Raw genomic sequence first — 26,281 nt, 5'->3', positions numbered from 1 at the left:
GGGCCGCAGCGCGGCAAGGTCGATCCTGTCATTCCTGTCCAAGTGCTGACGCGGCCGAGGGCCCGGCTTCTGCCGCTGCAAGCTCGCGCTTCGTCCGGGCCGCGTTGAGCGTCGAGCGGATGATCAGGATGATCGAGACCACCGTCAGACACAGGAAGACGATGGTGATCGGGCCCCGGGCGAAGATATCGAAGCTGCCGCGCGACATCAGGAGGGCCTGCCGAAAGTTGTTCTCCAGCATCGGACCGAGAATGAACGCGATCAGGAAGGGGGCGGCCGGAAACTGCAACAGCAACATGGCATAGCCGATGAACCCCATCACCAGCATCACCGCGACATCGAACGTGGAGTTGTTGACGGCGAAGACGCCGAAGATGCACAGCACGAGGACGCCCGGGAAGAGCAGGTTTGGCGGGATGTCCGCGATATAGCGAAAGGCGCGAATCGCAACAGCACCGATCACGAGAAGCAGGAGCGAACTGGCGATCAGGCCGATGAACAGCGCGTAGACGATGTCCGCGTTGTTCTGGAACAGCAGCGGTCCCGGCGTCAGGTCATGGACCATGAACGCTCCGATGATGATCGCGGTGATCACATCCCCTGGAATTCCGAGGGACAGGAGGGGGATGAGAGTGGCGCCGGCGACGCCGTTGTTGCCGGCCTCTGCGGCGGCGACCCCCTCGATCTCGCCCTTGCCGAAATTGTCCCGGCGCGGAGAAGCGCGCCGCGCCTCGGAGTAGGACAGGAACGCCGAGGGCGCCGCACCGATGCCGGGGATTGCGCCCATGAAGACACCGATGGCGCTGCCGCGGAAGATCGACTTGAGGCACCGCCGAAAATCGACCCATTTGACGCCCCGGCTTCCCAGGGAGCGCACCCTGGAGTCGCGTTCTGCGGGATTGCGAATATAGGTGATGATCTCGGGAAGCGCGAAAAGCCCGATGAGGACGGCGATGAAATTCAGTCCGCCGCGCATGTTGACCGAGCCGAAGGTGAACCGCTCGGTTCCGCCGATGAAGTCCAGACCGACGGTGGCCAGAAGCAGTCCCAGCGTTGCGGCGACGACGCCCTTCAACAGGCTGTCGCCGGACACGCCCGCGATGATCGTGAGCGAGAAGACGATCAGCGTGAACATTTCGGGCGGCCCGAAATTCAACGCGAATGAGGCGAGCCAGGCCGCGAAGACTATCAGCGCGATGTTGGAAAAGAAGTCGGCGATGCAGGAGGCGTAGAGAGCCATGCTGAGCGCCTCGCCGGCGCGTCCCTGTTCGGCCATGGGATAGCCATCGAGAACGGTGGCGGAAGAGGCTGGGGTTCCGGGCGTCTTGATGAGGATCGCCGGTATGGACCCGCCGAAGATGCCGCCCTTGTAGACGCCGAGCAGAAGCAGGATGCCGAAGATCGGGGGCATTGCGAAGGTGAAGGGAAGCGTCAGGGCAACGGCCATTGTCGCCGACATCCCCGGAATCGCCCCCGCTACGACGCCGACGGTGACGCCAAGCGCCAGGAAGAACAGGCTCTCCCACTGCGCCACCAGAAGGAAGCCGGCGCTAAGAGCTTCGAAAAATGTCACGGGAGCCTCACGATCTGGCCCTGCGGGATGGCGACCCCGGCGACCTTGGCGAAGAACAGGTAGAGGAGAAGCGGCAGAAGCACGGCCGAAACGATGCCCCATCCGAGGCGTCTGCGGCCGGTCAGCAGGACCAGCAGCAGGAAAACCACCATGCTCGTCCAGACCATCCCGAAGACCGGAAGTGCGAGATAGCTCGCAAGCAGAATCAGCGCCAGCCCGCCGATGCGCAGGAGTTCGCCGCGGTCGATGTTGGGTGTGACGGCGATGGCGGCCGGCGTCGGCGGGGCCAGCACCGCCTTCAACGCCAGGCCGGCGCCGGTGATCAGCATGGTCCAGCCGATGATCTTCGGAAAGAAACTGGGGGCAAGTGCCCTGAGAGGTGGGCGCCGGGGGAGCGTCACATAAGCGGGAATGAGCCACCAGAGCACGATCGCGGCGAACGCCACAACACCGAGACCGATCAGGATTTCATGACGTCGCGAGAGCATGCGGGCTCCTTGTTGGACGATGGGGCGCCGAATGGCGCCGTGCACAGGCGGCCCGGACGGGTGTTCGCCGGCGGCGTCCCTTCGGTTCGTTGCGACGTTTTCACGGCGTGTCGCCGCCGTGAAAACGCCAGACCCTGACGGATCATGCCGTCACTGGATCTCCAGATCGAGTTCGACGACGAGCTTCCTGAAGCTTTCGTAAGCGCCCTGCACGAATGCTTCTGAATCCGCAGCCGACATCAGTTCGACGATGGACCCTCCGGCAGCCATGAACCGCTGGAACTCCTCGTCCTCGACTGCGGTCGCCAACCACTCTTCCCACTTTCCGACCGCTTCGTCTGTCAGATCCGCGGGGCCGGCGATTCCCGTCCATCCGACCAGCGCCTTGAGCTCTGGCTTGCCCAGTTCTTCGGCCGTCGGTGCGTCGAAGCCCTCGATCCGTTCGGACGAGGTGACGAGCAGAGGCCGCATCTGACCGCTTTCGATGAACGGCGCCGCCGGCGATGTGCTGCCGCAGTAGAGGTCCGAAGTGCCCTGCAGCACCGCGGTCAGCGCCTGTCCGTCGCCTTCGGTGGGGATGTGGATGACATTCTGATCGAGGTCCGTGATTCCGAAGCTGTTCAGCACCATCAATGCCCCGAAATGCGGCAGGGATCCGACGCCGGCCGAACTGAAGCTCACCTGGCCCGGGTTGTCGTTCACCTTTGTAATCAGGTCCTCGATGGTCTGGATGTCGGAATTGCTGTTGACCACGCAGGCCACGGGATTGATTTCGTAAACCGCCACAAACCGGAACTCGTCCAGCGTGTAGGGCAGGCTCGGGTTCATAGCCGGGTTCACGGTGTGTGAGCCGACGCGCGCGAAGAGCAGGGTGTGTCCGTCTCCCTCCGCATCCCGGACGGCCACAGAGCCGACGGCGCCGCCCGCGCCGGTCCGGTTGGAAACGACCACCGGCTGAGGTACGATATCCGTCAACGCGGCGGCGAGCGCTCGAGCGGACAGGTCCGTCGCGCCGCCGGGTCCGAAGGGGATGATCATCTGGATCGCGCGGTCAGGATACTCCGCCGCAACGGGCGTCGCGAGCGTTGCCGCAGCGGCCGTGATGCCTGCTGCAATTAGGGTCGTCTTCATAGTCTCTCCTCCGAGTTGAATGTGTTGGGAATCCGCCGTGCTGCCGGGGAATTCCGTGGCGTTGCGCGGCGTGCTTCGGTCGCGATATCGCGCCATGCCCCGGTCTTTCGCCGAGGTTGCGGCTCCAGGGACGATTGTCCCGGCAGCCGTGTCTCGCCGGCGCCTCCCTTCACCGGTGTCGCGGCATAGTTCGCGACTATGCTGTCTCATGCAAGACGGTGGCGCGCCAAGAATTCGGGCGCGCCGGTGCGGTCGCGCGCGACCCGGCGCGGAACGCACCGTCCGACCGTGGCAATTATCTTGCTCGACAATGGCATCAATGCGCCGCCGCAGGCGGGGGTCCGCGGCTCGGCACGACAGGAGCAGGAATCGAGCGGATTCGCACGTCGACGCAGGCAGGCTTGCCCGAGGCGAGCGCCCGGTCGAGCGCCGCATTCAGCGCGGCGGTCCCGCCATGCGGGACATGTTCGCCACTGGCGCCAAGTCCCGCGGCAGCGATATCGTAGCGGGCGACGGGGGACAGGTCACAGCTGTGCGTGCGCTCCTCGCCGAAGTCGCGGAGCTGGATCTGGTGTTCAGCGTTCCATCTGGTGTCATTGCCGATGACCGCGACAAATCTCGCTCCCGCTCGGGCTGCGGTTTCGTATTCGGCAAGAAGGAACCCGGCGGTTCCGTCGCCCATCAGGGCGAAAACCGGGACCTCGGGACGGGCCAGGCTCGCCGCGATGGCATATGCCGGTCCAGCACCGATAGCGCCGGAGACGCCATTGATGATGCGAGGTCCGTCGTGCGCGATGCTCTGCGCCCACTGCCCGAATTCCCCCCCGTCCACGACCAGCACCGAACCTTCGACCTGCCCCAGTCTCAACGACACCAGTTCGGCGACCCTTGCGGGGTGCATTCCGCGGCTCTCCCCGGTCTCGGTCTCGGTCTCGGTCTCGGTCTCGCCGATCGCGACGCGTCGGCTCAACGCGTCGGCTGCGTCCGCGAGCCACTGGTGGCGGTCCGGACCTCTCGTGCCCCTGGCAAGCAAAGCCTGCAAGGCCGACGCGACATCTGCCTGAAGCGCGATCCGCAGGCGTTCGCCGACCCGAGCCCGTGCGCGGGCGATCTCAGTGCCGTCCGGGTCGATCATCGCGAATTGTGCATCCGGGGCACCCATGTCCGGCCCCAGAAAGCCCGTGGTGAAATCGGCCGACTTGCCAAGCAGGAGGATCCGGTCGGCTTGTCGCGTGAGCTCAATGACGGCGCCGAGCGAGGGGTCCCGCAGCCCTCGCGGGCTTTCCATGCAGATCGCCGGGGCAGCGAACGCCTTGCCGATCTGGGCAAGCCTGTTGGAAATGCGCGTCGGTGATGAGGCTGGTCCTGCCAGGATCAGCGGATATCGCGCGCCGTGCAGGAACTCGGTGACGGCAGAGGCGTCCGCTGCCGACAGGGTCTGCACCTCTGGTAGCAGGTCGTTCGCATCCGGTTTCGTCACGTCGGTTCGCGGGCCGGCCAGGACATCCACCGGCAAGGCAAGATGCACCGGACCGGGACGCCCGGCACGAGCGGTGCGAATGGCTTCGGCGAGTTCGTCCCCTACGGTGTTGGACGCGGTCGCACGCCGTGCCGACTTCGCAACCGACGCCGCCATGGCGACCTGGTCGAGTTCCTGGAAAGCGCCCATGCCATCCTGCGAACGTGGCGAGTCGCCGCTCAGCAGTATCAGCGGTGTCTCGGAAGCGCGGGCCGATATCAGCGCGCCAAGAGCGTTGCCAAAACCGGCGCCGGCCGTCACCAGCGCGACGCCCGGTTCTCCTGTCAGCTGCGCCCAAGCTTCAGCCATGTAGACAGCAGCGGCTTCGTGCCGAACGTGAACGAGACGGATGCCGCTGTCCAACAGAGCATCATAGAGGGGCATGATCTGATTGCCGGACAGCGAAAAGATGCACCGGACGCCCGCCGCCTTCAGAACGTCCACAATGGCATCCGCGCCGTTCGAGATCGAGTTGTCGGCCAAGATGAATTTCCCCTGACTCGATGATGCGGTTTGAATGAAGATGTTTCAAGTTATGTTTTGGAAGCGTAAAAAAAAGTTTAGCTCTATGGCTTCCGGTGAAGCTTCTGTTGCTGTATCACCGGCTGAGCGCAGAGCATTGCTACGGCCAGTTCTGCCAAGATCTCGCATGGCTGCGTGAGTATCGCCTGTGTGGGTTGGAATTTTCTACGCTGGCGAGTGTTCGTGAGCCAATCTTGCGATCTGCCAGTAGATGCCGCGGGGAGTGGGCATTTGGCTGAGGTTCTGCAGCAAGACCCGATGAGGGTGACGGTTCTGCGCGGCGGGCCGGGGGCGCCGATGCGTCCGGAGACGTTCGAGGTGCCGCTTTACGAGAGCCAGACCGTGCTGGATGTCGTCTCCTGGATTCAGCAGAATTCAGACCCGACGCTCTCTTATCGCTTCGCCTGCCGCGTCGGCATGTGCGGATCCTGCGCGATGATGGTGAACGGCGTGCCCCGCTGGACCTGCCGGACCCATGTGCAGAAGGTGCTCGTGGGCGGCGCGATCGAGGTGGGCCCCTTGCGCAATCTGCCGGTCATCAAGGATCTGGCGGTCGACATGGACCCGTTCTTCGACAAGTGGGTCGAGGCGGAAGGACGGCACCATCCGACGCGAACCCGCGACGACGGAATCGCGCCCATCGATCCCGAGAGCGCCGACCGCCAGCAGGCGACCGCGGGGATCGAGTGCATCAACTGCTCGGTCTGCTACGCGGCCTGTGATACCGTGGCGGGAAATCCGGACTATCTTGGACCGGCTGCGCTGCAACGGGCCTGGACGCTCTACAACGACGAAAAAAATGCCGACAGGGGATCGATCCTCGATGCGGTGTCGGGGAAGGGGGGCTGTCACTTTTGTCATTCGATGGGGTCCTGCACGATCTACTGTCCCAACGAACTCAATCCGCTGGCGGCGATTGCGGGGCTGAAAAGCGCGACGGCGCGGCGCTTCTTCGGACGGCGGGACAGATGACCGAATTCCGCCTTTACATGCTTCAGAGGCTTAGCGCGCTCGTGATGGCGCCATTCGTGCTCCTGCACATCGGTGTCATGATCTATGCGATCCGGGACGGGATCTCGGCGGCTGAGATCCTGGGGCGTACGCAGGGGTCGGTTCTGTGGTTTACCTTCTACGCGACCTTCGTCGTCGCGGTGTCTATTCATGCGGCGCTGGGACTGCGGATCGTGCTGTCAGAATGGGCAGGGCTTCGCGGCCCGACGCGCGAGATCACGAGCCTGGCGATCGGGCTCGGGCTTTTCGCGCTCGGGGCGAACGCGGTCTGGTCCGTCACCGCCGGAGGGACGTCGTGAAAGCCTTCCCACGCTCACATCCGCTCTGGCTGGCCTATATCCTGCATCGACTATCCGGCATCGCCCTGGCGTTGTTCCTGCCGTTCCACTTCTGGGTCCTTTCCCTGGCGCTGACCCGCGCGGCGGCACTCGACGGGCTGCTGGGCGTTACGGAGATGCCACTGGTCAAGGCGGCGGAGTTCGGTCTCGTGTTCCTCCTTGCCGTTCACATGTTTGGTGGGCTGCGGCTCATCGCGCTGGAGTGGCTGCCCTGGTCTGCCCCACAGAAGACCTGGGCGGCTGCGGCGGCTGGCGGGGCGTTCCTGGTTTCGACAGCATTCCTTCTGCGGGCCATTTGACATGATCTCGACACAGCACATCGACCGGCACGACACTGATGTCCTGATCCTCGGCGCAGGTGGCGCCGGGCTCTTCTCGGCACTTCACGCGCTACAGGGCGCCCCCGAAGGCACCAAGGTCACGCTTGCCGTGAAGGGCCTGATCGGCAAAAGCGGCTGCACGCGCATGGTCCAGGGCGGCTACAACGTGGCGCTTGGCCCCGGTGACAGCGTCGAACGGCACTTCATGGACACGATCCTGGGCGGCAAGTGGCTGCCTGATCAGGACATGGCGTGGCGGCTGTGTGAGCAGGCCGTAGTCCGGGTCCGCGAGTTGGAAAACGAGATCGGCTGCTTCTTCGACCGCAACCCGGACGGCACGCTGCACCACAAGGCCTTCGCCGGGCAGACGGCGGATCGGACCGTGCACAAGGGAGATCTTACCGGGATCGAGATCATCAATCGCTTGATGGAGCAGGTGCTCGCCCGCCCCGTCGAGAAGCTGCAGGAACATCGTGCGATCGGACTCATCCCGACAGCCGACGGCGCAGCGCTGGCGGGCGTTCTGATGATCGACATGCGGACGGGACGCTTCCGTTTCGTGCGCGCGAAGACGGTGCTGATGGCGACGGGCGGCGGGCCGACGATGTACAAGTACCACACGCCGAGCGGCGACAAGAGCATGGACGGTCTGGCGATGGCGCTGCGCGCCGGGCTGCCGCTCCGCGATATGGAGATGGTCCAGTTCCATCCCACGGGGCTTCTGGCAGGCGATCACACGCGCATGACGGGCACGGTTCTGGAGGAGGGCCTGCGCGGCGCCGGCGGGCGGCTTCTCAACCATTCCGGCCAGCGTTTCATGTTCGATTATGATCCGAAGGGAGAGCGGGCAACTCGCGACGTGGTGAGCCGCGGCATCTATGCCGAGATGCGCAAGAACAACAATCCCGAGCAGGAGGGTGTCTTCATCTCGATGGCACATCTGGGCCCTGCAAATGTTGCGCAAAAGTTCAAAGGCATGGTCAAGCGCTGCGCGGATTGCGGGTTCGACCTGGCGGGTGGCCTCGTCGAAGTGGTGCCGACCGCGCATTACTTCATGGGCGGCGTGGTCGTCGATGTCGACACGCGGACCGCCATGGAGGGGCTCTACGTTGCCGGCGAGGATGCCGGCGGCGCGCATGGCTCGAATCGCTTGGGCGGCAACGGTGTGGCGAATTCGACCGTGTTCGGCGGCATCGCGGGAGACACGATGGCTGCTGACATCCGCGGGATGGGCGCACTGCGCGATCCGGACGAGGCGGTGCTCGAGGCGGAACTCGCGCGGGCCTGCCATCCGCTCAGCCGCCCACCGGCGCTGGTGCTACCTCTGCGCAAAGCTCTGCAGGAGGCGATGTGGGATGAGGTCGGTGTGATGCGTTCGGAAGCGGGCCTCAAGCGGGGCCTCGCGCGGATCGCCGGCATCTCGGAGGCGCTGATGGATGTCGGGGTCGCCGCCGACAATCTGGCGTTCAACTTGACTTGGCACGACTGGTTGAACCTGCGGTCGCTTTGCGAGATTTCCGACGTCATAGCCCGAGCGGCCCTGGCCCGCGACAACTCACGCGGCGCGCATTTCCGCGAGGACTTCCCCAGTGCCGGCGACCTCGCTGAAAGCTACTTCACCGTTTCGCGGCGCAGGGGCGGCGACGTGGACGTGGTGCGGGAACCGGTGCGGTTCACGATCGTCCGACCGGGCGAGACTATCCTGCCTGAAGGCGAGCCCGATACGCTGGTCGCCGCACTATGACGCCCGGGGTATCATGCCTCGACAAAGGTGAAGCGGAACGGAGTTCAACATGATCTCAATCGACCTGATCCAGCGGACCGCCGAGACCCTGATGAACAAGGCGGCAATCGAAATTCCGCAAGATTATCTCGACGGACTGAAAGAAGCGGCGAACACGGAGGACGGCGAACTGTCGTCGTTCGTCCTTCGGGCAATGCTCGAGAATTACGAGGCCGCGAAGGAGGACCGCCGTGCAATGTGCGGCGACACGGGCGTACCGCGCTGGTTCGTCAAGCTGGGTAACGGCGCCTCTGTCGAAGGGGGTATGGTGGCGCTGGAAGCCGCCCTGCGCCGGGCGACGGCGAGCGCCACGAACAGCGTGCCGCTTCGGCCAAACCGCGTGCATCCACTCTGGCGCACGGACCACAACAACAACGTGGGCATCGGCGCGCCGGAGATCGAGTACGCCTTCGAGCCCGAGGGCGACTGGATCGACCTGATCACGGTCCACAAGGGCGGACTCTTCGGCACCGACTACCGGATGCTTTTCCCCTCTGACGGCATCCAGGGGATCAAGCGGTTCTACCTGGACAGCCTCATGGCCTTCGGCAAGCGGGGTCTGGCCTGCCAGCCTGCCATCATCGGGATCGGGCTGGGCGGGTCAAAGGACATCTGCATGACGCTCGGCAAGCGGGCGTCGGTCCTGCGGGTGGTGGGCAGCAGCAATCCCGATCCGCGGATCGCCGAACTGGAGGCGGAGTTCAAGGAACTCGGCAATTCGATCGGCATGGGCGCAATGGGCTTCGTGGGAAAGAACATGGTGATCTCCTGCAACATCGAGGTCGGCTACTGTCACACCGGCGGAATGCCAATGTCGGTGCATGCCTTCTGCCTGTCGTCGCGGCGGGCCGTTGCGCGGCTCTGGCCGGACGGCCGGGTCGAGCATCGCACCGATCCTGACTGGTTCACTCCCTACCAGCGCCGCGAGACCGTCGAGTGGGAACCGGCACTGGAGGCCGCAGAATGAGCACACGCGAGATCCGGCTTTCAACGACGCCGACTCCCGAGGCCCTAGCCGAGTTGCGGCTGGGCGACATCGTCTATCTTGACGGTCTCATGTATACGGCGCGCGAGGGTGTCTACATCAGGGCGCTCGAGGACAAGGCAAACATTCCCATGGAGTTGCCGTCCGAAAGCGCGGCGAACTTCCACTGCTCGCCGGCTGCCCGGATCAATTCCGACGGCTCCTTCGACATGGGGGCGGTGACAGCAACGGCGTCGTTCCGGTTCGCCAAGTGGCTTCCGGAGTGGATGGAGAAGACCGGTGCCAAGCTGATCATCGGCAAGGGCGGCATGTCATCAAAGGATTACAAGTCCTACTTCGTCCCCAACGGGGCCATCTATCTCTCAACCGTAGGGTACGGTACCGGGGCGCTCCTTGGGCGGGGCGTGGAGAATGTCGAGGCCGTGCACTGGAACGACGAGCTTGGGCTGGCGCAGGCGATGTGGGTCATCCGGTGCAATAGGATGGGCCCGTTCATCGTCGCCTCTGACCTTAACGGCGATTGTCTTTTCGAGCGCGAGAACGCCAAGATCGCGGAGAACATTGCCCGCGCCTACGAAGGCACGAAGCCAGCTGTCCTCAAGCGCTACGGTGAGACCGACGACCGCTCGGAAGAGGTGATCTGAGCGATGCGCGGTCACGGGGTCCGGCCCAAGGTGACGGAACGGGCAACGCGGCTATTTCTTGCGGAATGAAGCCCGTCTGGACGATACTGGTCAGGATGTTTCTGCGCGGCCCGCGCCGACCTCCGCGTCGATGCCCGACCTACTCAGCCGTTCTGCCTGCCGACCCCTGGGAACCCATAGGCAGGTGATGCTTGTTGACGGCCGTTTGGCGAGCCGTTTGCTCTTAGCGTGAGCGCATCAGGTTATCCCGCCGGAGGAGCGGACCAGGACCGTCGAATGCGCCGGCGACGGGCGGTGCGGCTTCGCAGCATCCCGCTGGAGGCGGGGCATTCACGACGCGGCCTGACGAGCCAGTTCGGCAAAGCCGTCGCGACGTCGAGTTTCGGGGTCTCTTCTCAAGTGAGTGGGACCGTCCGGTGCGCCGCTGCTAGAGGCCGTGCGCGGCAAGTACCCGCTGCACGGCGGGACGTTTCTGCATCGCTTCCCAGTGCGCGGCCAGTTTCGGGTAGCGATCGAGATCGAGGCCCACGGCCGACAGCCAGCGCGGAACGAGCGCGAGGTAGGCGTCGCTATGCGAGAAACTGTCGCCCATCGCCCAGGGGCCCTTTAGATAGTGCGTCTCGATCAGGGCGGCGCAATCGGCGAGATTGGAGGGAACCTTGGCCTGCATCGCGGCCAGGGCGGCCTCGTCGTCGGCCCATCGCGCGCCGCGGAGCTTGTGCGCGTAGGCCACATGGACCGTCGCGCAGAGATAGGCGTTGAGCGCGTCAGCTTCCGCGCGCGCGAAGTGCGTGTCGGGCAGCATGCCTGCTTCGGGATGGGTCGCGGCCACATAGTTCAGGATAGCTGGGTTCTCCGTGATGACGCCCTCGGGGGTCATCAACGCAGGTACGCGCGCCTTGGGATTGATCGCGAGATACGTCTTCTCCCGGTGCGCACCTTTAGAGATCGGTACTTCCTGGACGGTATAGTTGGCTCCCACCTCTTCGAGAAGGATGTGAGACGCCAGCGCGGAGGTTCCCTGGGCGAAATAGAGCACGAGCATCAAGGTTTCCTTACATGAGCTTTCAGGTCAGCGCGTTCACCAGGGTGCCCAGTCCCAGAAGCAGCGATAGGCCAATCAGCAGGCGCCTGAACGTATTGTCGCTGATGCGCCTGAAAACGAACAGCCCGGACTGCGCCGCCAGGAGGGACGCGGGCAGCGCAATCGAGAAGGCCGTGAGCGTGGCGGCACTGTAAGCGCCTCCCCACCAGAGCATCGCTGACGTTGCCGAGAGCACGCTCACGTTGAACGGCTGCAGGACCGCCCGGGTCTCCGCCTTCGGCCAAGGGCGCATGGAACACCAGATCACGACGAGCGCACCAGAAAGCGCGGCCATCCCCCCAAGGATACCTCCCAGTAGTCCAACGCTCAAATCCAGAACCGGCGTGCGTCGTTCGAACCTCGGCAGGTTCTTCCGAAAGCTGAAGAACCCGCCGTACAGGATCAGCAAGGCTGCGATGACCAGCTTCAAGGTTGCTGCATCGATATGCGACAAAAGCAGGATGCCAACTGGAACGCCGGCGAGTGCCGGCAAGACGAAGCGGGCGAGACGCGGGACGTTCTGGCCGAGCGCCTCGCGGACTTCCCACAGCCCTTGTACCCCGGTCAGCACCGACATGAGCGAGACGACTGCAACGGCGCTGACCGGTTCGAGCGCCACGAGGAAGAAGCCGATGGCGAAGAGTGCCGTGCCCGTGCCGGCCAGTCCGTTGATGAAGCCGCCGGCGAGCCCACCCGCCAGGACAAACAGGATGTCCGCCCAACTCACGCGCGCACCATGGCCTCCGCGGCGGCGTAGGGCTTGTGGATCACCTCTACCACAGGGCTCCTCGGGCTCTCCACCGGAGAGGATTGTCCGCGCTGCGGCAGACGTACGTCCGCGCCGTCCCACCGCCCACTCAGCAGCAGCGCGTCGGCCGTGTCCACGCAGGTCGTGAGCACGGCCGACGCGCCGCAGTTATTTTTTATCATTCTTGAGATCGCCTCGAGCTTCTTCTGTCCCAAGCCTCGTTGCCGCGAATTCCGGTCTTGTGCAACCAGCCCTGGATGAATGATCGACCACGGCGCGACGGTGGGACCGAGAGGAAGGAGTGACTCGCCATCCAGTTGGCTGGAGTTCGAGCTTGACGGGGCAGTGCGCGAGAAATGGTGTATGGACCGGGGCTGCACGACGTGCGGGCCCTTCCATATGGTTGAGTTGCTGACAGGAAGGACAGTATCAGCAGTCCCCGAACATCAGCAGGCACTTGGGGAATTGTCGTGGGGGCGTTCCAGAGAAGTGGTGAGTGGCCTCCGTCACTGCAGTCTTCATACCAGTCCCGAAGCCATCATGTGGATGCTACACAGGCTTTGGCTCAGGTGCGGAAATTAAGCCGACGAGGAGCGATTTGCTGAACTGGACACGTTTGCCGGCGGCATACTAACGCGGATGCGAGAGCATTACGCTAAAGTCCTGGAAAGAAGGTGACAGCATGAGCTCAGACAGGGCGTGAAAATCGTTGTCGGCACGGAACACAGCGACTTGCCTCAGTTTCTCACCAGCCGCCGTCTGTTCCTGCAAGCACTGCTTGGCATGAGGTGCGTCGCTCGGCTCGGCCTACCGGTCGGAGGGTACACTTCTGGATCCGACGCATCTGAACTCCTGCGGGTGAGCGAGACTGTGAAAAATGAACCATTGGAGTTCGCTGTAATCGGCGGCGGCGAACTGGTGCTGAAGGACTACAACACGCTAACCGGTCGTTGGAGCGTGTACGACGTGGCCAAGGACGATCTCCAGACCGTCGACGGCCTCTGCGGTCTGATAGATCCTATCGAAACCCTCAGCTACCCAGTTGCAGGCGCAGTTGGTATCTCGAGGGTGGCGCCGGGGTGGCAGAACTTCGCTCCTGATCTATCCCACCAACGCGCGGCATCGATCATTCTCGTGACCCGGAGTTGCATGTCCACCCCGAGCGGAGGGGTGCTGACGTCCCTCGCTCCGCTGCAAATCAACTGGGGTCGTCGTCAGAGCGCTCTGTCCCGAATCCGCAAGCCCGGTGCGTTCACGAGCTTTCACCAGGACCTCGTGGAACTCGCCCCGCCGCTTCGCAGCCGAATCTCTGGTGCCAGCGCTCGGCCGCCTCCCGCGCCGATCCGCCGCCTGATCCGGCGCGAGGAGGGCGAGCACCGCCGAAGGAAAGCGCGCCGCGATCCGCGCCAGCAGCGCCGCTGCCTGGCGTTCGTCCGCGGCCGAGCCCGGTTCGTCCCCGATCAGCAACTCGCCGCCTCGGTAGACGGCGCGGGCAGGCGCGGTGCTGGTTCTGCGCGCCCAAGAGACCCTCGGCCGGGCGCTTGGCCTCGGGTTCCAGACCTACATCCGCCAAGAGCGGCAGGATCGCGGCGAGGTTCGCCCCCCGATCGTGTCAGTGATCTTTCAGGTCGAGGCCTGCGCAGCGTCACCTGATGTCGTCAGCGACAGATACTTCGTCGTGATCGCGTCCGCCATCGACCGGATACGGGCGGCCATCGCCTCCTCCTCGGCCAGCGACTGGCGGAAGGCGGGGATGGAGGCGTGATCGCCTGCGGCCTCCGCGATCGTCAGAAGCGACGTGTAGGCGGCGATCTCGTAGGCCTCGATGGCGCTGTTGGCGAAGGTGTTCTTCAGGATCTCGTCCTGCGCCGGCATGTGCGCCATCGCCGCCATGCTGCCCATGAGGCCCATCACCGCCTCCTTCACCGAGGAAACGCTTTCGCCGAGGCCGGAAAGTGCCGTCTCGAGCCGCTCCTGCTGCCTCTTGGTCTCCTCGATATGCTGAGTCAGCGCCTGCTTCACCTCGGGATAGTCCGTCAGCCGCTCCACCTGCCGCTCCATGGCCTGAAGCGCCTCCTGTTCCAGGGCGTGGGTGTTTCGCAACGCGGTCGCGTAGACGGATTGGATCGACTCTGAAGCCATGACATTTCCCCCTTTGAGTTTCGACAAACGCCGGTTGGGACGCCGAGTTCCGGGGGTGATCCCTCAACCAGACGGAAGCACCCGCGAGCCCCGTTCGGGCGGACAGTCGCGCAGGACGCGGGTGATCACATCCTCGGCTCTCGGAAGAGTCTGGCCCTCCACCGTCCCCGGGTCGCCGGCCGTCCTTCGGCCTCGACAGATCGCCGCAGCCCTGAATGCCTATGCCGTCGAGGCGCCCTCGCCGACGGAATAAACATGCGCACAGCCCGTTCAACTCGACTGTGCACAGCTGAAATCGACATCGCGGAAACTCGATCCGCACTGTCCTTCCCGTCGTTTTGTGTTACGATTACCCATCGTCTGCCGGCTTCCGGGCGCGGGCGGCTGAGAGACACCATCGTGCTCCCGCCCCAAGTGGACAGGCAGCACGATGCATCAGACCGTCAACCCGCTCTCGCGGAACCTGCTCTTGCGCGGGATGTCTTCCGAGGATCTGAGGCTGATCGCGCCGGATCTAGAATCCATCGAACTCGAACGCCGCTTCGTGCTGAAGCGCCGCCGCGCACCCATCGACCACGTCTACTTTCCGACCTTCGGTATCGCCTCCTCGGTTGCCTATGCGGGGCGCGACCGGCGGCTCGAGGTCGGGCTGTTCGGCTGGGACGGGATGTCGGGAGGGGAGGTCGTGATGGGCGACAACCGCGCCGTCCACGAATGCTTCATGCAGATCGCGGGATATGGTCACCGCATCTCCAGCGAGTCGCTGTGCGAGGCGATGGATGTCAGCCCGACATTGCGCCTGTTCCTGCTGCGTTTCGTGCTGTCCCAGCAGGTCCAGACCGAACACACGGCGCTGGCGAACGCGCAGGCGCAGCTGGAAGAGCGTCTGTGCCGGTGGCTGCTCATGTGCCATGACCGGGTCGACGGGGATGTCCTGGAACTCACCCACGAGTTCATCTCGACGATGCTGGGGGTTCGGCGGGCCGGGGTGACCCTGGCGATCCACATGCTCGAGGGGCGCGGCCTGATCCAGGCTGAGCGCGGCCGGATCAGGGTCATCGATCGGGAGGGGCTCGAAGCGGGGGCCGGGGGCATCTACGGCAAGCCCGAAGCCGAGTTCGAACGCCTGGTCGGCATCAGCCTCACCCGATCAACGCCCTGAGCCGCGGTCGGAGGCAACGGGATAGTCGCGCAGGAAGCGGGCGATCGCGTCATCGACAGCGGGCATGTCCGGGCACGACATGCCCGCACAGCAGGTCCCAGCTGAGCCAGCGGCGGTCGTTCTCGAACGCCGCGTCGTGGGCCAGATCCGGCGTCGCGTGACAGACGCCGAGATCCTCGGTCTGGACCAGCCGCGCGGACGGGTTGGCCTGGCGGATGGCGCGCATCGCCCCCCGGGTCGCGTCGATCTGGTTCAGCAGCGCCAGCCAGCAGGCATCCTCGTCCTGCGTGTGCGGAAACCAGTGGCCGTAGAGGCAGGCGAAGCGCGCGGTGGTGAGCGGTTCGTTGACCGGCGTCCAGTCCTCGATCCACGGGTAGCGCTCGGCCACGCGCGCGGCGTGGACGGCCAGTCGCGTGTGATCCGTTCTCCTGATGTGTGCTGTGTGCTGTGTGCTGTGTGCTGTCGTCGCTGCTCGTCGTCTCCGGACATCGGCCGAGACGAACCGACATCCGCCGCCACCGGGGGGCAGAAGCGGTGGTCCGAACGCCAACGCCGTTGAGGCCGCTTACTCTGGAGCGGTCAGGCACTTTATTCTGTTACTGATTTTCTGCGTCGCGTTCGACGGCGCGACAGTACTCCCGCCAATTCGCCATCATCTCGTCCGCGATGCCCCGGAACCCCCAGAGCTGGAGGGCGGTCGCCGTCCACCGCTCCGAGGCTTTCGAGCCCCGAAGTCGCGCGCCGCTCAGGTAACGCACCTGGCGTTCGGACCGTCTCAAGATGTTGCCGGCCTCGGCAACGCTGTAGGATTCATCGGGTGAGACGATCATGACAGCGCCTCGGCTCGAGCCGTCTCCTAGATCTCGATCGGCGACCATCGCGATGAACCACCGATGAGAACGGACCTGAGGAGGCCGCTGGCAGTTCGCTCCCGGACGTCACGCGGCGAGCAGCCGAGCCGCGCCGCGGCTTCGTGCAGGGTGAGCAATGCCTGAGGCTGCCCGGCATCGAAGCATCGCCGAAGAGGCGTTGGCAGCGCGTCCACGGGGACCGCCAGCGTCGGGCCGATGCGGACGGCGCTCAGTTCGCCTGTGTCGATGAGCCGCCGGATCGTGCGTGGCGAGACCGCCAGCAGCCGCGCCGCCTCGCCGAGTGAGAGGGGCATGGTGTTCCTGTTTTTCATAGCTTCGTCCCTGTTCCGTGAGGCCTCGGGACGGACATAGGGGTAGTCCTCTCCCAGGTAGAGTGATGCGAACGTAGGATTTCTCGGCAAACTGGACGAGGCCGGAGGCAGAGGCGGCGGAAAAACACTTGGTCCGGCGGATGCGAAAGGCGCGCGTCGGCCTACGACGGTGGGGCGCGACACATCATTACACTCTCCTCCCACGCTGACCGTCGAACGACGGGCGGCAGCGCCGAGCGTTGCTCGGCGCGGCGGGGCAACGCCGGCACTGCCGTGATAGCAGGGCCCTTCCGGAACCCCGGTGAGCGATCGGCGGCGGCCTAGGTCAGGTGAAAGCCGGAGCCTGGGTCGGTCCTCCGGTGGTGGCACGGCGGCACCGCAGCCGCCGCCCGCGATGGAATCTGAAGAACAGGAGCATCCGCAATGACTATCCAAACAAGCGACTTCGAAGCCGCGGACCCGGCGGGCCTGCCCGCGGATCAGACCGCGCCCTTGGTTGAGGACCCGGCACCGGCCGGCGACGGGCCCGACGGGGCGGACGCGTTCGCGGCGAGGGTGATCGAGGACAGCGGGTTGATCCTGCGCACGATCGAAAGCCTGCTGGCAAGCTTCAGCAGCCACGCGGCGGCGTATGTCGATGAGGCGCGCGGCCACGCCGCAGCGGCCCGCGACGTGCTTGCCGGCCTCGCCGAGGATCGCGCCGTCGTCGAAGCGGCTGCGGAACGGATCGAGGCGCTCGAGAAGCTGCCCCGCGTCACCGGGCTGCGCGTGGTTGGCGATCAGCTCTTCGTCGACCTGAGCGACGGGTCTTCGCTGCAGGTCAGCCTGCCGGCCGCCGAGGGTGGCGTTCCCCAGCCGCAGCCGCTCGCGCCGACATTCGCGACGCTGCCGAGCCTGACCGGGTCCACCGAGTTGGGCGGCACGGTGACGGTCGGCTTCGGCGATGTTGAGGGTGTCCCGGCACCGACGGTGACGGGTACGCTGGTCTGGCCGGAGCGGCCGCCTGAAAGCGTTGCGGATGGCGCGACCTTCACGATCACGCCCCAGGATCTGGGCAAGTCCGTTCAGCTGTTGGTGACCGCCAGCAGCCCCGCAGGGTCCGCGACCCGGACGGTCGATCTGCTGGTTCCCGCCGTCGCCCCTGCCCAGGTCTCCGACCTGAAGGTCGAGGTTGCCGGCACCGCCGCGGCGCTGTTCTGGGCCGAGCCCGCAAGCGGCGGCGCGCCGATCAGCGGCTACGTCGTCATTCTGGACGGCGAGGAGATCCCCGGCGTCGACGGGGCGGACCCGCGGATCGTCCTGAACGATCTGTCGGCGGGTCCGCATTCCGTAACGGTGGCCGCAGTCAACCAGGTGGGCAGGGGCGATGCGTCGGCAGTCGTCGCGTTCGAGATTGCCGACCTCGATGCCGGGACAGCCTGGGTTTACGCGATCGATGAGGGTGCCGGTCCGACGACATCTGCCGAGTCGGGCACCGATGCCGAGATCGTTGGCGCCGCCTGGCACGCCGACCCGGCCCGCCTGAGCTTCGACGGGATCGCCAGCCACATGGTCGTGCCTGTCCCCGCCGCGCGCATGGCAGGTGACTTCGTGTGTGGAGCGATCGTCCGGTTCGATGACGTGACCGGTACGCGGCAGATCATGTCGATGGCGCAGGGCAGCAGCACCAACAAGGTGTTTCAGCTGCGGGTCCACGACGGCAGTCTGTCCTTCGTGTCGTTCCATGGCTCGGCCGGCAGCGCCCATTCCGATCCCGCTGTGGTCGTGCCGCGGGACACATGGGTGATGACGACGGTCCATGTCACGGACACCAGCGCCACGCTGCGCCTGAACGGCGAGGACATCGGAACCTTCGACTTTGCGTCGCCGCGCAACAAGCCGGACGCCGACACCCCTCTGATCGTGGGGGCACGCGCCCATCCGGAAGGGAGGATGGCCGATTTCCTGGTCGGGGACATCGCCAGCCTAGGCATCACGTTCGATGCCGTTGGCACGGATATCGCCGACCTCGAAGCACGGTTGATGTCGGTTGCCGAGGACAAGGGCGTCGTGCCCGGTGCGCCACCCGCGCCCGCACAGGCGGCCCCGGTCGTCGTCGAGGCGCCGACTATCACGGGCACTGCCGGAGAGGGTCAGACCCTGGCCGCCACCTATGGAACGGCGGAGGGCAGCCCCGCGCCGGTCCCCGCCGGTCAATGGTACTGGGGCGATCAGGCCATCGAGGGGGCCACGGGCTTGTCCCGTGTCCTGACAGCAGAGGACATGCAGGCGGCCGACCTGCGTTTCGTCGTGGTCTGGACGAATGGGGTCGGCGAGCCCGCCGAGGCGGCGAGCGTGCCGTTCGCCATGCCGGAACCGGACCTAGAACCCCAGCCCGATACTGACCCAGAGCCCGAGCCAGAGCCTCAGCCCGAAATTGAGCCGTCGCCGGGCCCTACCGAGGGGCGCATCGCGACCCTGACCGAGAACTACGGGGGGCGCAAAGCCGTGACACCGTCGAGCTACTTCGAGTTGGGCAGCAACGAGCTGGACAACCCCGACAGCCATCCGCACATCATGGGCTACACCCATGTCTCGGTGAAGGACGGCAACTGGTCCGACCCGACCGTGTGGGACACCGGCACGGTTCCGGGCACCGGCGCGGTGGTGCGCGTCTATGGCGGGCACACCGTCACCTACGACCAGAAGTCCGACGTGATCCTGAAGGACCTGCTGGTCGATTTCGGAGCCACCCTGAAGATCGCCACCATCATGCGGACCCGGATGCGTGTCGACACGATCATGGTGATGGGCACTTTCGACTACCGCGACCCCACCGACAGCGGCGAGCCCGGCAAGCCGAAGCACGAGATCGTCTTCCATCCACAGGTGGCGCCTGGCGCGACCACCCGGCTGGGCATCATGTGGATGGGCCCGACCCGGATCCACGGCGCAAGGAAGGAAGGTCACCTGCGCGCGGCGTGGCTGTCCGGTCAGACCACGCCGTCCATTCCACAGGGCGCGACGACGATCACCCTGCCGGATCTCGCCAGCTCCGGCTGGAAGGTCGGCGACACGGTCGTGGTGCTCGGCACCAACTACGTCCCGACGGTGACCAGCGACCCGCAGTATCGCGGCCCGACCTCCTACTGGTGGGAAGGCGACGAGAAGGTCACGCTGAACGAATACCAGTTCGGCGAGGACGAGCAGCGCACCATCACGGCGATCAACGGCGACGTGGTGACGCTGAACAGCGCCCTGACCTACGACCACACCGGCATGGCGGGCACCCTGCATGACGGCAAGGCTGTCACGGTGGCGCCGGTCGTCGCGAACGTCAGCCGCTCGATCCGCTTCCGCTCGGCCTCGGCCGAGGAGGACGGGCACCTGGACCCGAACGCCGACATCACCGATCTCCAGAAGCGCGCCCACTCGATGTTCATGTATGTCGACGACGGCGATGCACGCTATTTCGAGACCAAGAACATGGCGCGGACCAGCACTGATCCGAGCCTGTGGGTGGTCGAGGGTGGCGCGCTGAAGGGCGCCGACAGCTACCCGCTGGCGAGCCAGGGCGGGGCGCGTCTGGCCGCCCCGAACAACGTGCGCGGGCGCTATTCGATCCACCTGCACTGGTGCGGCGGGCCCTACCGCTCGGCGCCCCAGTTCAACGTGATCGGCGCCACCGCCTGGGCGCCGGTGGGCGACGAACCGATCCCTGGCTGGGCGATCACCCATCACTCGACGCGGGCCGCGATCGAGGATTGCGTCGTGTCCAACGTCCGTGGCGGCGGCATGGTGTCCGAGGTCGGAAACGAGATCGGCCAGTGGGTCGGCAACGTGGTCACCGGCTGCCGGGGCGACGGCGAGCAGTTCAAGTGGGGCAACCGTCCCGAACGGGTCTCGAACCACAACGACAGCGGCGGGGTGGCGTACGGCAACCAGTCGCGCGCCGTGCTGCTGCACAACAACATCGCCGGCTCCTCGAAGGCCGCCTATTTCTGGCAGCACCAGAAAACCGAAAAGTGGCTGCGCTCGCCGCGCGCCACCGACCTGCGGATGGCGGACGGACTGTCGGCGGGCAGCGCCAACCACGCCCAGCACTATCTCGACGAGGATTATGGCGCCATCAACGTCCAGATCCCGCCCTTCAAGCACAATCAGGCGTTCGCCTGCACGAGCGGCTTCCTCGTCATCCACCGGATGAACGACAATACCATCAACGGGCACGACAAGACTCCGATGCTGATCCAAGACTTTCACTGCGTGAACGTCAAGGAGCCCTGGACGGTCGACCAGTATTCGAACGCCTACTACTCTAGGGACTGCATGTTCCAGGGTCCGATCGAGCTGGCAGAAAGCGGCGGGGCGGTGGGTCTGGGCAGCGTCACCTGGGACTGGTCGTTCTCGAACTGCCTGATCCGGAACTTCAACCTGGCGTTCAAGGACAATGGCGCCGGGCTGAACTACGAAGGGTTCCTGATCGACATCAAGACCGAGAACGTCAACACCTTCGCGAACGCGCCCTACCGCAAGGCGACCGGCATCAACAGCCACCCGATCCGCAACGTGATGGGCGATTGGGAACCGCACCCGACCGACGCGACCCAGGCGATCATCCGCCGCTGGAAGTCGATCCCCAGCAGCTCGCTGCCGCAGCCCTATCCGCTGGAGCCCTACGGCCGGAAACTGCCGGCGGGTCACCCTGCGGTCGCGATCGGCGACACGCCCTACTTCGTGCTCGGCGATGGCACCAACGGCGCCAACTCGTCCGGCCTGTCGCTGACGCTGAAGGCTGGGGCCGGCGAGAACAGCGGCTCGGTCCATGGCATCATTCGTGACAGCGTGGGCGACCGCCGCTGGCCCGACTACCAGTCCTCGGAAACCTTCCCGTCGAACACGACGATCAAGGGGCCGCGCAACCTGGGCCGGCAGAAGCCGGAGCAGCTCGTGCAGCGGTATGGTTGCTGGAACGACAACGGCACCTGGAAATGCCGCGCCTGGTTCTTCGGGGCCGACCGCTTCACCCATGTGATGTTCAACTTCCACATCGACTACACCCTGGAAGGGTTCGAGCCGGCCTTCCTGGCGAAGCACGACCTGGGCGCCACTCCGGTTGCGCCGGAATGGCCCGACAAGCTGGAGACGGTTCCGTCCACTCAGCAGGATCTGACCGCGCTGGTGAAGCCGGTCCGATTCCTGTCGCGGACCTACGCGGAAGCCGTGGAAGGCAAGAAGCTGGCGCACCGGCTGATTGTCGACCGGATCGGCAAGCAGTTCTCGATCGTCGGCGGCGCCGACGCGGACAAGTTCACGATCAGCAAGCAGACGCTTCGCTGGGCGGCGGACGGCACCCGCAGCCGCGCCACGGCGGGCGATGCGAATGGCGACCACACCTACGAGGTCATCGTCCGCGCCACCGACTTCTGGGGCAACAGCGAGGATCAGGCGCACCAGATCGTCCTGGTTCCGAGTGCGCGCGTTTCCGACGCGATCGTCGACAGCTTCGACCGGGCCAACGGTAACCTGATCGGATCCGCCTACGCCCGTCTCTCCGGTGCCGACAACACGTTCACGATCAGCAGCAATTCGCTCGCGATTGCCAACAGCACCGACACGGTGGTGGACATGGGGTCGCTCGGCACCAGCGAGCAGGAGATCACCGTGAAGTTCCGGGGCAGCTCCGCCGCGCTGGTGCTGATGCGGATGGCGGACGCGAACAACTGGCTGGGCTTCCGTCGCGTCGACGGCTCGACCAACGCGCTCCAGGTCATCATGTGCGTGGGCGGCACCCAGACCGAGCTGGCCCGCTACAACAACCACGGCCAGTCGCCGGTCACGGTGCGGGTCGAAGGCAACAGGTTGGTCGCAATGCGGGCACCGGGTGCGACCTACCACCCGATGATCATGTATCCGAAGAACCAGACCACCATGCAGGTCTCGATCCTCGATCAGGACCCGCTGACGGAACCTGGCGCGGTGCTGCTGCCGGCCAATGCGCCGAAGGGGCACAAGGTTGGCCTCAAGTCGAGCGGATCGACCAGCAGCGCGTGGCTCGACGACTTCAGCGCGAAGGCGGTGAAGCCGTGGACGCCGCCGCATCCGCGGATGGACGACCCGGTCGCCCCGCCTCTGCCGCCGGTCAACCCGACGCCCGAGGGCTACAAGGCGATCCAGGACTTCACCATCGACAAGGCGCTGACCTACAACTGGGGCAGCTCCACCATCGACTTCTTCCTGCCCAGCTGGGTCGGTGGCGATCAGGGCAATGGGCTCGGCGGCTCTTATGGCGACCCGTCCAAGCTGGACTACAACAGCGACAAGTCGATCACGGTGAACGCCGCGATGGACCCGGCCGACGGCAAGTGGAAGACCGGCTGGATGCAGTCGGCCAGCCGGATCAACAAGACCAAGGGCAAGTGGGGTGCCATCGTCAGTGCCACCGAAGCGCATGCGGTGCACGCCTTCTTCGTCTTCGCCAGCAACGCAAAGGAGCTTGATTTCGAGCTGACCAAGAAGAACGGCGTGATCGGCTGGTCGCCGGCGGTGCACATGCCGAAGACGGGCGGCGGTGCGGCGCACAGTAACAAGCGGGTCATGAACCACGGCACCTTCAAACCGGGCGTGCAACAGCGGCTGGAGGTCGAGCTGTTCGATGACCGGGCCGAGTTCCGCATCGACGGGGTGCTGTTCGAGACAATCACCCCTGCCGACATGAGCGACGGGTCGATCTGGGACGTGTCCACCAAGGCGGGCGTGTTCCTGACGAACGAACGCCACGCGAGCTGGGCCGGGTGGACCGCATCCGACTATGCGCAGGGCAGCGCCATGACGGTCCACTCACTGCTGATGTAAGGCCGCCTGTCCCGGCAATCCACGTCACCCGCCCGGCGCTTGCGCCGGGCGGGTTTTTCGTGATGACGTGGGGTGCAGCTATCGATCGCCGCACCCCGTCCGACTGCCTGCAAGACCACTCGGCCAGCATCGGCGCGGCGGCCCGCAATCAGGGGCGGTCCTCACAGTTCACAGTGTCGGCATGGAAGAGTACTGGCCCCGAGAGCCGGCCAGGTGTTCAGGTGGATGGCACCGACCGCTCCGAGGAGCGCCACCGGCTAGGTCAGCGGGTGATCCGGATCGGCAGGACGAAGGACTCGGCACGGCCGCTGGGGGGCGGTTGCATCCGGGGCAGGCGGCCGGCCTGGCGCGACAGGGCGGCGTCGATGCGGGGATCGCCGCTCGACGCCGCCAGCCGGCCTGCGGCGGCGCCGTTCGGGGACACGGTCACGGCGATCCGGACCTGCGCCTGGCCGCCATTCACCCGGGTCCGCGACATGTGGCGGGTGATCTGCGCACCGACCCGCGCATGCCATCTCTGCAGGGCCTGCGGGCTGGCCGCGCCCGTTGGCGCTGCGCCGGGCGCCGACTGGGCGGTCCCGCTCGCGTCATTTGCCGCGCGTCGGACGGACTCGGTCGGCTTGTCCGCGCCGGCGGCGGCTTTGGCAGTAGTCTGGCGGGACTCGCGTCGGGATATGGCCGCGGGTTCGGACGCGGCGGGCCGGGCCTCGCGGGCCGGGTCGGCCTGGCGGCGTGCGGGACGCGGCACCGGGGGCGCGGACGCGGTGAGGGCAGGGGCGGGGGCAATCAGCGCCGCGAAATCCCCGACCGGCGGCAGGATGGCCGGCGCCGGCAGTTTGATCGCGGTGGGCGGCGCCACGAAAGCGGCGAGGTCTGTCAGGGGCTCCAGGCGCTGAAACGCGGGCACAACCAGCGGGGCGGCGCTGTCCTGCGGCGTGGTCTCCGGCTCGGGTACGGGGGCGGGTTCAGGGGGAGACGGGTCCGCCGGGGCATCCGCAGCCTGGGGCTGCGTCGGTTGCGGCGGGACCGGCGCCGGCTCGGTGGGTGCCGCGACCAAGTCCACCATGACCGCCGCCGGGGCAGGCATCGACGGCGGCGACCCGCTCAGCGCCCAGTGGGCCACCCCGACATGGGCCGCCGCGGTCAGACCGGCGGCCAACGTCCAGCCGGCGGTTTCCCGCAGGAAGCTCACCGGTCCGCCCCGGCCTGATCCAGCCCGACAAGCGCGATCCGGGTCCAGCCCGCATCGCTCAGCCGGTTCATCACCGTCATCACGTCGCCATAGGACACGCTGCGGTCCGCGCGCAGGAAGATGCGGGCCTGCCGATCCCCGCCAGTCGCGGTTTCCAGCGCCGCCGGCAAGGCGTCGGGCGCGACCGGCACGTCGCCCAGGCTCAGCGTCAGGTCCGGCGCCAGGGTCAGCCACACCGGCTGGTCCGGCCGGGTCGAGGCCGCGCCGCGCGATGCGGGCAGGTCCACGTTGATGTCCACCGTCGCTAGCGGCGCGGCGACCATGAAGATGATCAGCAGCACCAGCATCACGTCGATGAAAGGGGTCACGTTGATCTCGTGGCTTTCCACCAGATCGTCATCCTCGTGCAGACCGCCCCCCATCTCACAGGGCCTGTTCGGCATGGCGGTCCAGATCGCGGCTGACCAGCCGCTGCACCGCCTGCGCGGCATCGTTCAGCCGCAGCCGGTATCCGGCGATCGCGCGCGCAAAGACGTTGTAGATCACGACGGCCGGGATCGCGGCTACCAGGCCGAGCGCGGTCGCCAGCAGCGCCTCAGCAATGCCGGGTGCCACCACGGCCAAGTTCGTGGTCTGGGCCTGCGAGATCCCGATGAAGCTGTTCATGATCCCCCAGACGGTTCCGAACAGCCCCACGAAGGGCGCCGTCGACCCGATCGTGGCCAGCACCCCAGTGCCCATCGCGGTGCGGCGCCCGGCGCGGACGACGACGCCGCTTAGCTGCGACACGATGCGGTCCATCAGCCGCGGCCCGGTCGCGCGTGCGCGCTCGTATCGCGCGAGCCGCAACATGTGGCTGGCCGGATCGTGGCGTCCGGCGGCGGCCGCGACCGCCTCGTCCAGGCTGCGCGCGCGCATCAGCCCCGCCAGGCTGCGGGCCGCGCGCCGGTTTGCCCGCGCCAGTTCCAGCGACTTCACCAGCAGGATCGTCCAGGTCACCACCGATGCCGCCACCAGCAGCAGCATCACCGCCTGGACCACGATGTCGGCCTGCCTGAACATGCCCACCGGCGACAGGTCGTGCGGCAGAACGCTGGCCGGCAGCGGCACCGGCTGTGCCGCCGCGGCGGAGGCACCGAGGATGAGGGTGCCGGCGACGATGGTGGCAAGACGGGTCATCGGGGATCTTTCGTGCTCGGGCCGGTCAGGTCGGCCGCGACATGGGCGCGCAGTCCGCGAACCGCAAGCCGCGCGGCAAAACGCGCCGGACGCCCGCTCGCGTGCCTTTCAACGCGGGGCATGGCTGCCCCGAGCGATGCCAGCCGTCGTGCCATCAGGACCACCGTCGGCCGCGATGTTTACACATGCGTATCCTCGCAAGAGCAAAATCGCCGATCCCCCCGGCCTGCTCTGCCGCGCCAGGCCCGTCAGAAAGGGGGCGACGAACCGGTGGGTAATGGAACGACAGCGGTTCATGCGCGAAAAGGCGGAGAGATGCTGGCGGCAATGCTGGCGCGACGAGTGGCACCTAACGGGACCTACGAAATAGGTCAATAAAGCGCATCGGGAAATGCGTCGCGGGGTGCACTGTCACGCCGACCCGGATGCAAGCAGGCAGCGAC

22 protein-coding genes are annotated in these 26,281 nt (G+C 66.0%); 8 read left to right on the top strand and 14 right to left on the bottom strand.

Annotated features, from left to right (window positions below; genetic code table 11):
- Positions 1 to 28 precede the first annotated feature (28 nt).
- The 4 genes from Q0938_RS02485 to Q0938_RS02470 all read right to left on the bottom strand — a co-directional run bounded on the left by Q0938_RS02485 (position 29) and on the right by Q0938_RS02470 (position 5,194).
- Positions 29 to 1,573 (bottom strand): tripartite tricarboxylate transporter permease, encoded by a 1,545-nt coding sequence (locus tag Q0938_RS02485; RefSeq protein ID WP_299358807.1) that lies wholly within the window; start codon positions 1,571 to 1,573, stop codon positions 29 to 31.
- Complete coding sequence (locus tag Q0938_RS02480) at positions 1,570 to 2,061, bottom strand: tripartite tricarboxylate transporter TctB family protein (RefSeq protein WP_299358805.1); 492 nt, start codon at positions 2,059 to 2,061, stop codon at positions 1,570 to 1,572. The genes Q0938_RS02485 and Q0938_RS02480 overlap by 4 nt, the downstream gene beginning before the upstream one ends.
- 150 nt (positions 2,062 to 2,211) lie before the next feature.
- Positions 2,212 to 3,192: a tripartite tricarboxylate transporter substrate binding protein gene (locus Q0938_RS02475; protein WP_299358803.1), complete on the bottom strand. Its 981-nt coding sequence runs from the start codon at positions 3,190 to 3,192 to the stop codon at positions 2,212 to 2,214.
- A gap of 316 nt (positions 3,193 to 3,508) precedes the next feature.
- Positions 3,509 to 5,194 carry a thiamine pyrophosphate-binding protein gene (locus tag Q0938_RS02470; protein ID WP_299358801.1) on the bottom strand — a complete coding sequence of 562 codons (1,686 nt, stop codon included), beginning with the start codon at positions 5,192 to 5,194 and terminating at the stop codon, positions 3,509 to 3,511.
- A gap of 297 nt (positions 5,195 to 5,491) precedes the next feature.
- Here Q0938_RS02470 and Q0938_RS02465 point away from each other — a divergent pair, with 297 nt between their 5' ends.
- From Q0938_RS02465 to Q0938_RS02440, 6 genes are read left to right on the top strand one after another with little or no spacing between them, the layout of a single operon-like run.
- Complete coding sequence (locus Q0938_RS02465; protein WP_299358799.1) at positions 5,492 to 6,205, top strand: 2Fe-2S iron-sulfur cluster-binding protein; 714 nt, start codon at positions 5,492 to 5,494, stop codon at positions 6,203 to 6,205.
- Positions 6,202 to 6,543 carry a succinate dehydrogenase gene (locus tag Q0938_RS02460; protein ID WP_299358797.1) on the top strand — a complete coding sequence of 114 codons (342 nt, stop codon included), beginning with the start codon at positions 6,202 to 6,204 and terminating at the stop codon, positions 6,541 to 6,543. The genes Q0938_RS02465 and Q0938_RS02460 overlap by 4 nt, the downstream gene beginning before the upstream one ends.
- The gene (sdhC, locus tag Q0938_RS02455; RefSeq protein ID WP_299358795.1) at positions 6,540 to 6,881 is read left to right on the top strand and encodes a succinate dehydrogenase, cytochrome b556 subunit; all 342 of its coding nucleotides are present in this window, start codon (positions 6,540 to 6,542) and stop codon (positions 6,879 to 6,881) included. The genes Q0938_RS02460 and sdhC overlap by 4 nt, the downstream gene beginning before the upstream one ends.
- A 1-nt stretch (position 6,882) precedes the next feature.
- A complete protein-coding gene (locus tag Q0938_RS02450; protein WP_299358793.1) occupies positions 6,883 to 8,646 on the top strand; it encodes an FAD-dependent oxidoreductase in 1,764 nt (587 codons plus the stop codon).
- 49 nt (positions 8,647 to 8,695) lie between these two features.
- Positions 8,696 to 9,652, top strand: a complete 957-nt coding sequence (locus tag Q0938_RS02445; protein WP_299358791.1) for a fumarate hydratase — start codon at positions 8,696 to 8,698, stop codon at positions 9,650 to 9,652.
- The gene (locus Q0938_RS02440) at positions 9,649 to 10,314 is read left to right on the top strand and encodes a fumarate hydratase C-terminal domain-containing protein (protein WP_299358789.1); all 666 of its coding nucleotides are present in this window, start codon (positions 9,649 to 9,651) and stop codon (positions 10,312 to 10,314) included. Before Q0938_RS02445 ends, Q0938_RS02440 begins: the two co-directional genes overlap by 4 nt.
- A gap of 427 nt (positions 10,315 to 10,741) precedes the next feature.
- Here the strand turns inward: Q0938_RS02440 and Q0938_RS02435 are convergent, their stop codons facing one another.
- From Q0938_RS02435 to Q0938_RS02420, 4 genes are all read right to left on the bottom strand, one after another.
- Positions 10,742 to 11,359: a glutathione S-transferase family protein gene (locus Q0938_RS02435; RefSeq protein ID WP_299358787.1), complete on the bottom strand. Its 618-nt coding sequence runs from the start codon at positions 11,357 to 11,359 to the stop codon at positions 10,742 to 10,744.
- Positions 11,360 to 11,381: 22 nt separating this feature from the next.
- Positions 11,382 to 12,125: a sulfite exporter TauE/SafE family protein gene (locus Q0938_RS02430; protein ID WP_299358786.1), complete on the bottom strand. Its 744-nt coding sequence runs from the start codon at positions 12,123 to 12,125 to the stop codon at positions 11,382 to 11,384.
- Positions 12,122 to 12,361: a hypothetical protein gene (locus Q0938_RS02425; RefSeq protein WP_299358784.1), complete on the bottom strand. Its 240-nt coding sequence runs from the start codon at positions 12,359 to 12,361 to the stop codon at positions 12,122 to 12,124. Before Q0938_RS02425 ends, Q0938_RS02430 begins: the two co-directional genes overlap by 4 nt.
- Positions 12,362 to 13,769: 1,408 nt before the next feature.
- On the bottom strand, positions 13,770 to 14,288 hold the full coding sequence (locus tag Q0938_RS02420; protein WP_299358782.1) for a ferritin-like domain-containing protein: 519 nt from the start codon (positions 14,286 to 14,288) through the stop codon (positions 13,770 to 13,772).
- A 430-nt stretch (positions 14,289 to 14,718) separates the two neighbouring features.
- Between Q0938_RS02420 and Q0938_RS02415 the strand changes: the two genes are divergently transcribed.
- On the top strand, positions 14,719 to 15,450 hold the full coding sequence (locus Q0938_RS02415) for a Crp/Fnr family transcriptional regulator (protein ID WP_299358780.1): 732 nt from the start codon (positions 14,719 to 14,721) through the stop codon (positions 15,448 to 15,450).
- Between the two features lie 49 nt (positions 15,451 to 15,499).
- Here the strand turns inward: Q0938_RS02415 and Q0938_RS02410 are convergent, their stop codons facing one another.
- From Q0938_RS02410 to Q0938_RS02400, 3 genes are all read right to left on the bottom strand, one after another.
- Entirely contained in the window at positions 15,500 to 15,838 is a 339-nt protein-coding gene (locus tag Q0938_RS02410) for a hypothetical protein (RefSeq protein WP_299358778.1), read from the bottom strand.
- A 208-nt stretch (positions 15,839 to 16,046) separates the two neighbouring features.
- Positions 16,047 to 16,280 carry a hypothetical protein gene (locus Q0938_RS02405; protein ID WP_299358776.1) on the bottom strand — a complete coding sequence of 78 codons (234 nt, stop codon included), beginning with the start codon at positions 16,278 to 16,280 and terminating at the stop codon, positions 16,047 to 16,049.
- Between the two features lie 26 nt (positions 16,281 to 16,306).
- Positions 16,307 to 16,633, bottom strand: coding sequence for a helix-turn-helix domain-containing protein (locus tag Q0938_RS02400; RefSeq protein WP_299358774.1), 327 nt, complete (start codon positions 16,631 to 16,633; stop codon positions 16,307 to 16,309).
- A 423-nt stretch (positions 16,634 to 17,056) separates the two neighbouring features.
- Here Q0938_RS02400 and Q0938_RS02395 point away from each other — a divergent pair, with 423 nt between their 5' ends.
- Positions 17,057 to 23,467, top strand: coding sequence for a fibronectin type III domain-containing protein (locus Q0938_RS02395; RefSeq protein ID WP_299358772.1), 6,411 nt, complete (start codon positions 17,057 to 17,059; stop codon positions 23,465 to 23,467).
- 262 nt (positions 23,468 to 23,729) lie between these two features.
- Here Q0938_RS02395 and Q0938_RS02390 read toward each other — a convergent pair whose 3' ends face one another.
- Genes Q0938_RS02390 through exbB form a run of 3 tightly spaced genes read right to left on the bottom strand, consistent with a single transcriptional unit; the run spans position 23,730 to position 25,838 of the window.
- A complete protein-coding gene (locus tag Q0938_RS02390; RefSeq protein ID WP_299358770.1) occupies positions 23,730 to 24,659 on the bottom strand; it encodes a TonB C-terminal domain-containing protein in 930 nt (309 codons plus the stop codon).
- The gene (exbD, locus tag Q0938_RS02385) at positions 24,656 to 25,081 is read right to left on the bottom strand and encodes a TonB system transport protein ExbD (protein ID WP_299358768.1); all 426 of its coding nucleotides are present in this window, start codon (positions 25,079 to 25,081) and stop codon (positions 24,656 to 24,658) included. The genes Q0938_RS02390 and exbD overlap by 4 nt, the downstream gene beginning before the upstream one ends.
- 1 nt (position 25,082) lies before the next feature.
- Positions 25,083 to 25,838, bottom strand: a complete 756-nt coding sequence (exbB, locus tag Q0938_RS02380) for a tonB-system energizer ExbB (RefSeq protein ID WP_299358766.1) — start codon at positions 25,836 to 25,838, stop codon at positions 25,083 to 25,085.
- Positions 25,839 to 26,281: the final 443 nt, after the last annotated feature.

It is taken from the genome of uncultured Paracoccus sp. (genome assembly GCF_947496875.1).
Lineage (GTDB): Bacteria > Pseudomonadota > Alphaproteobacteria > Rhodobacterales > Rhodobacteraceae > Paracoccus.
The sequence above is the reverse complement of the archived record's forward strand: the minus strand, read 5'-3'. Positions and strand labels throughout refer to the sequence as shown.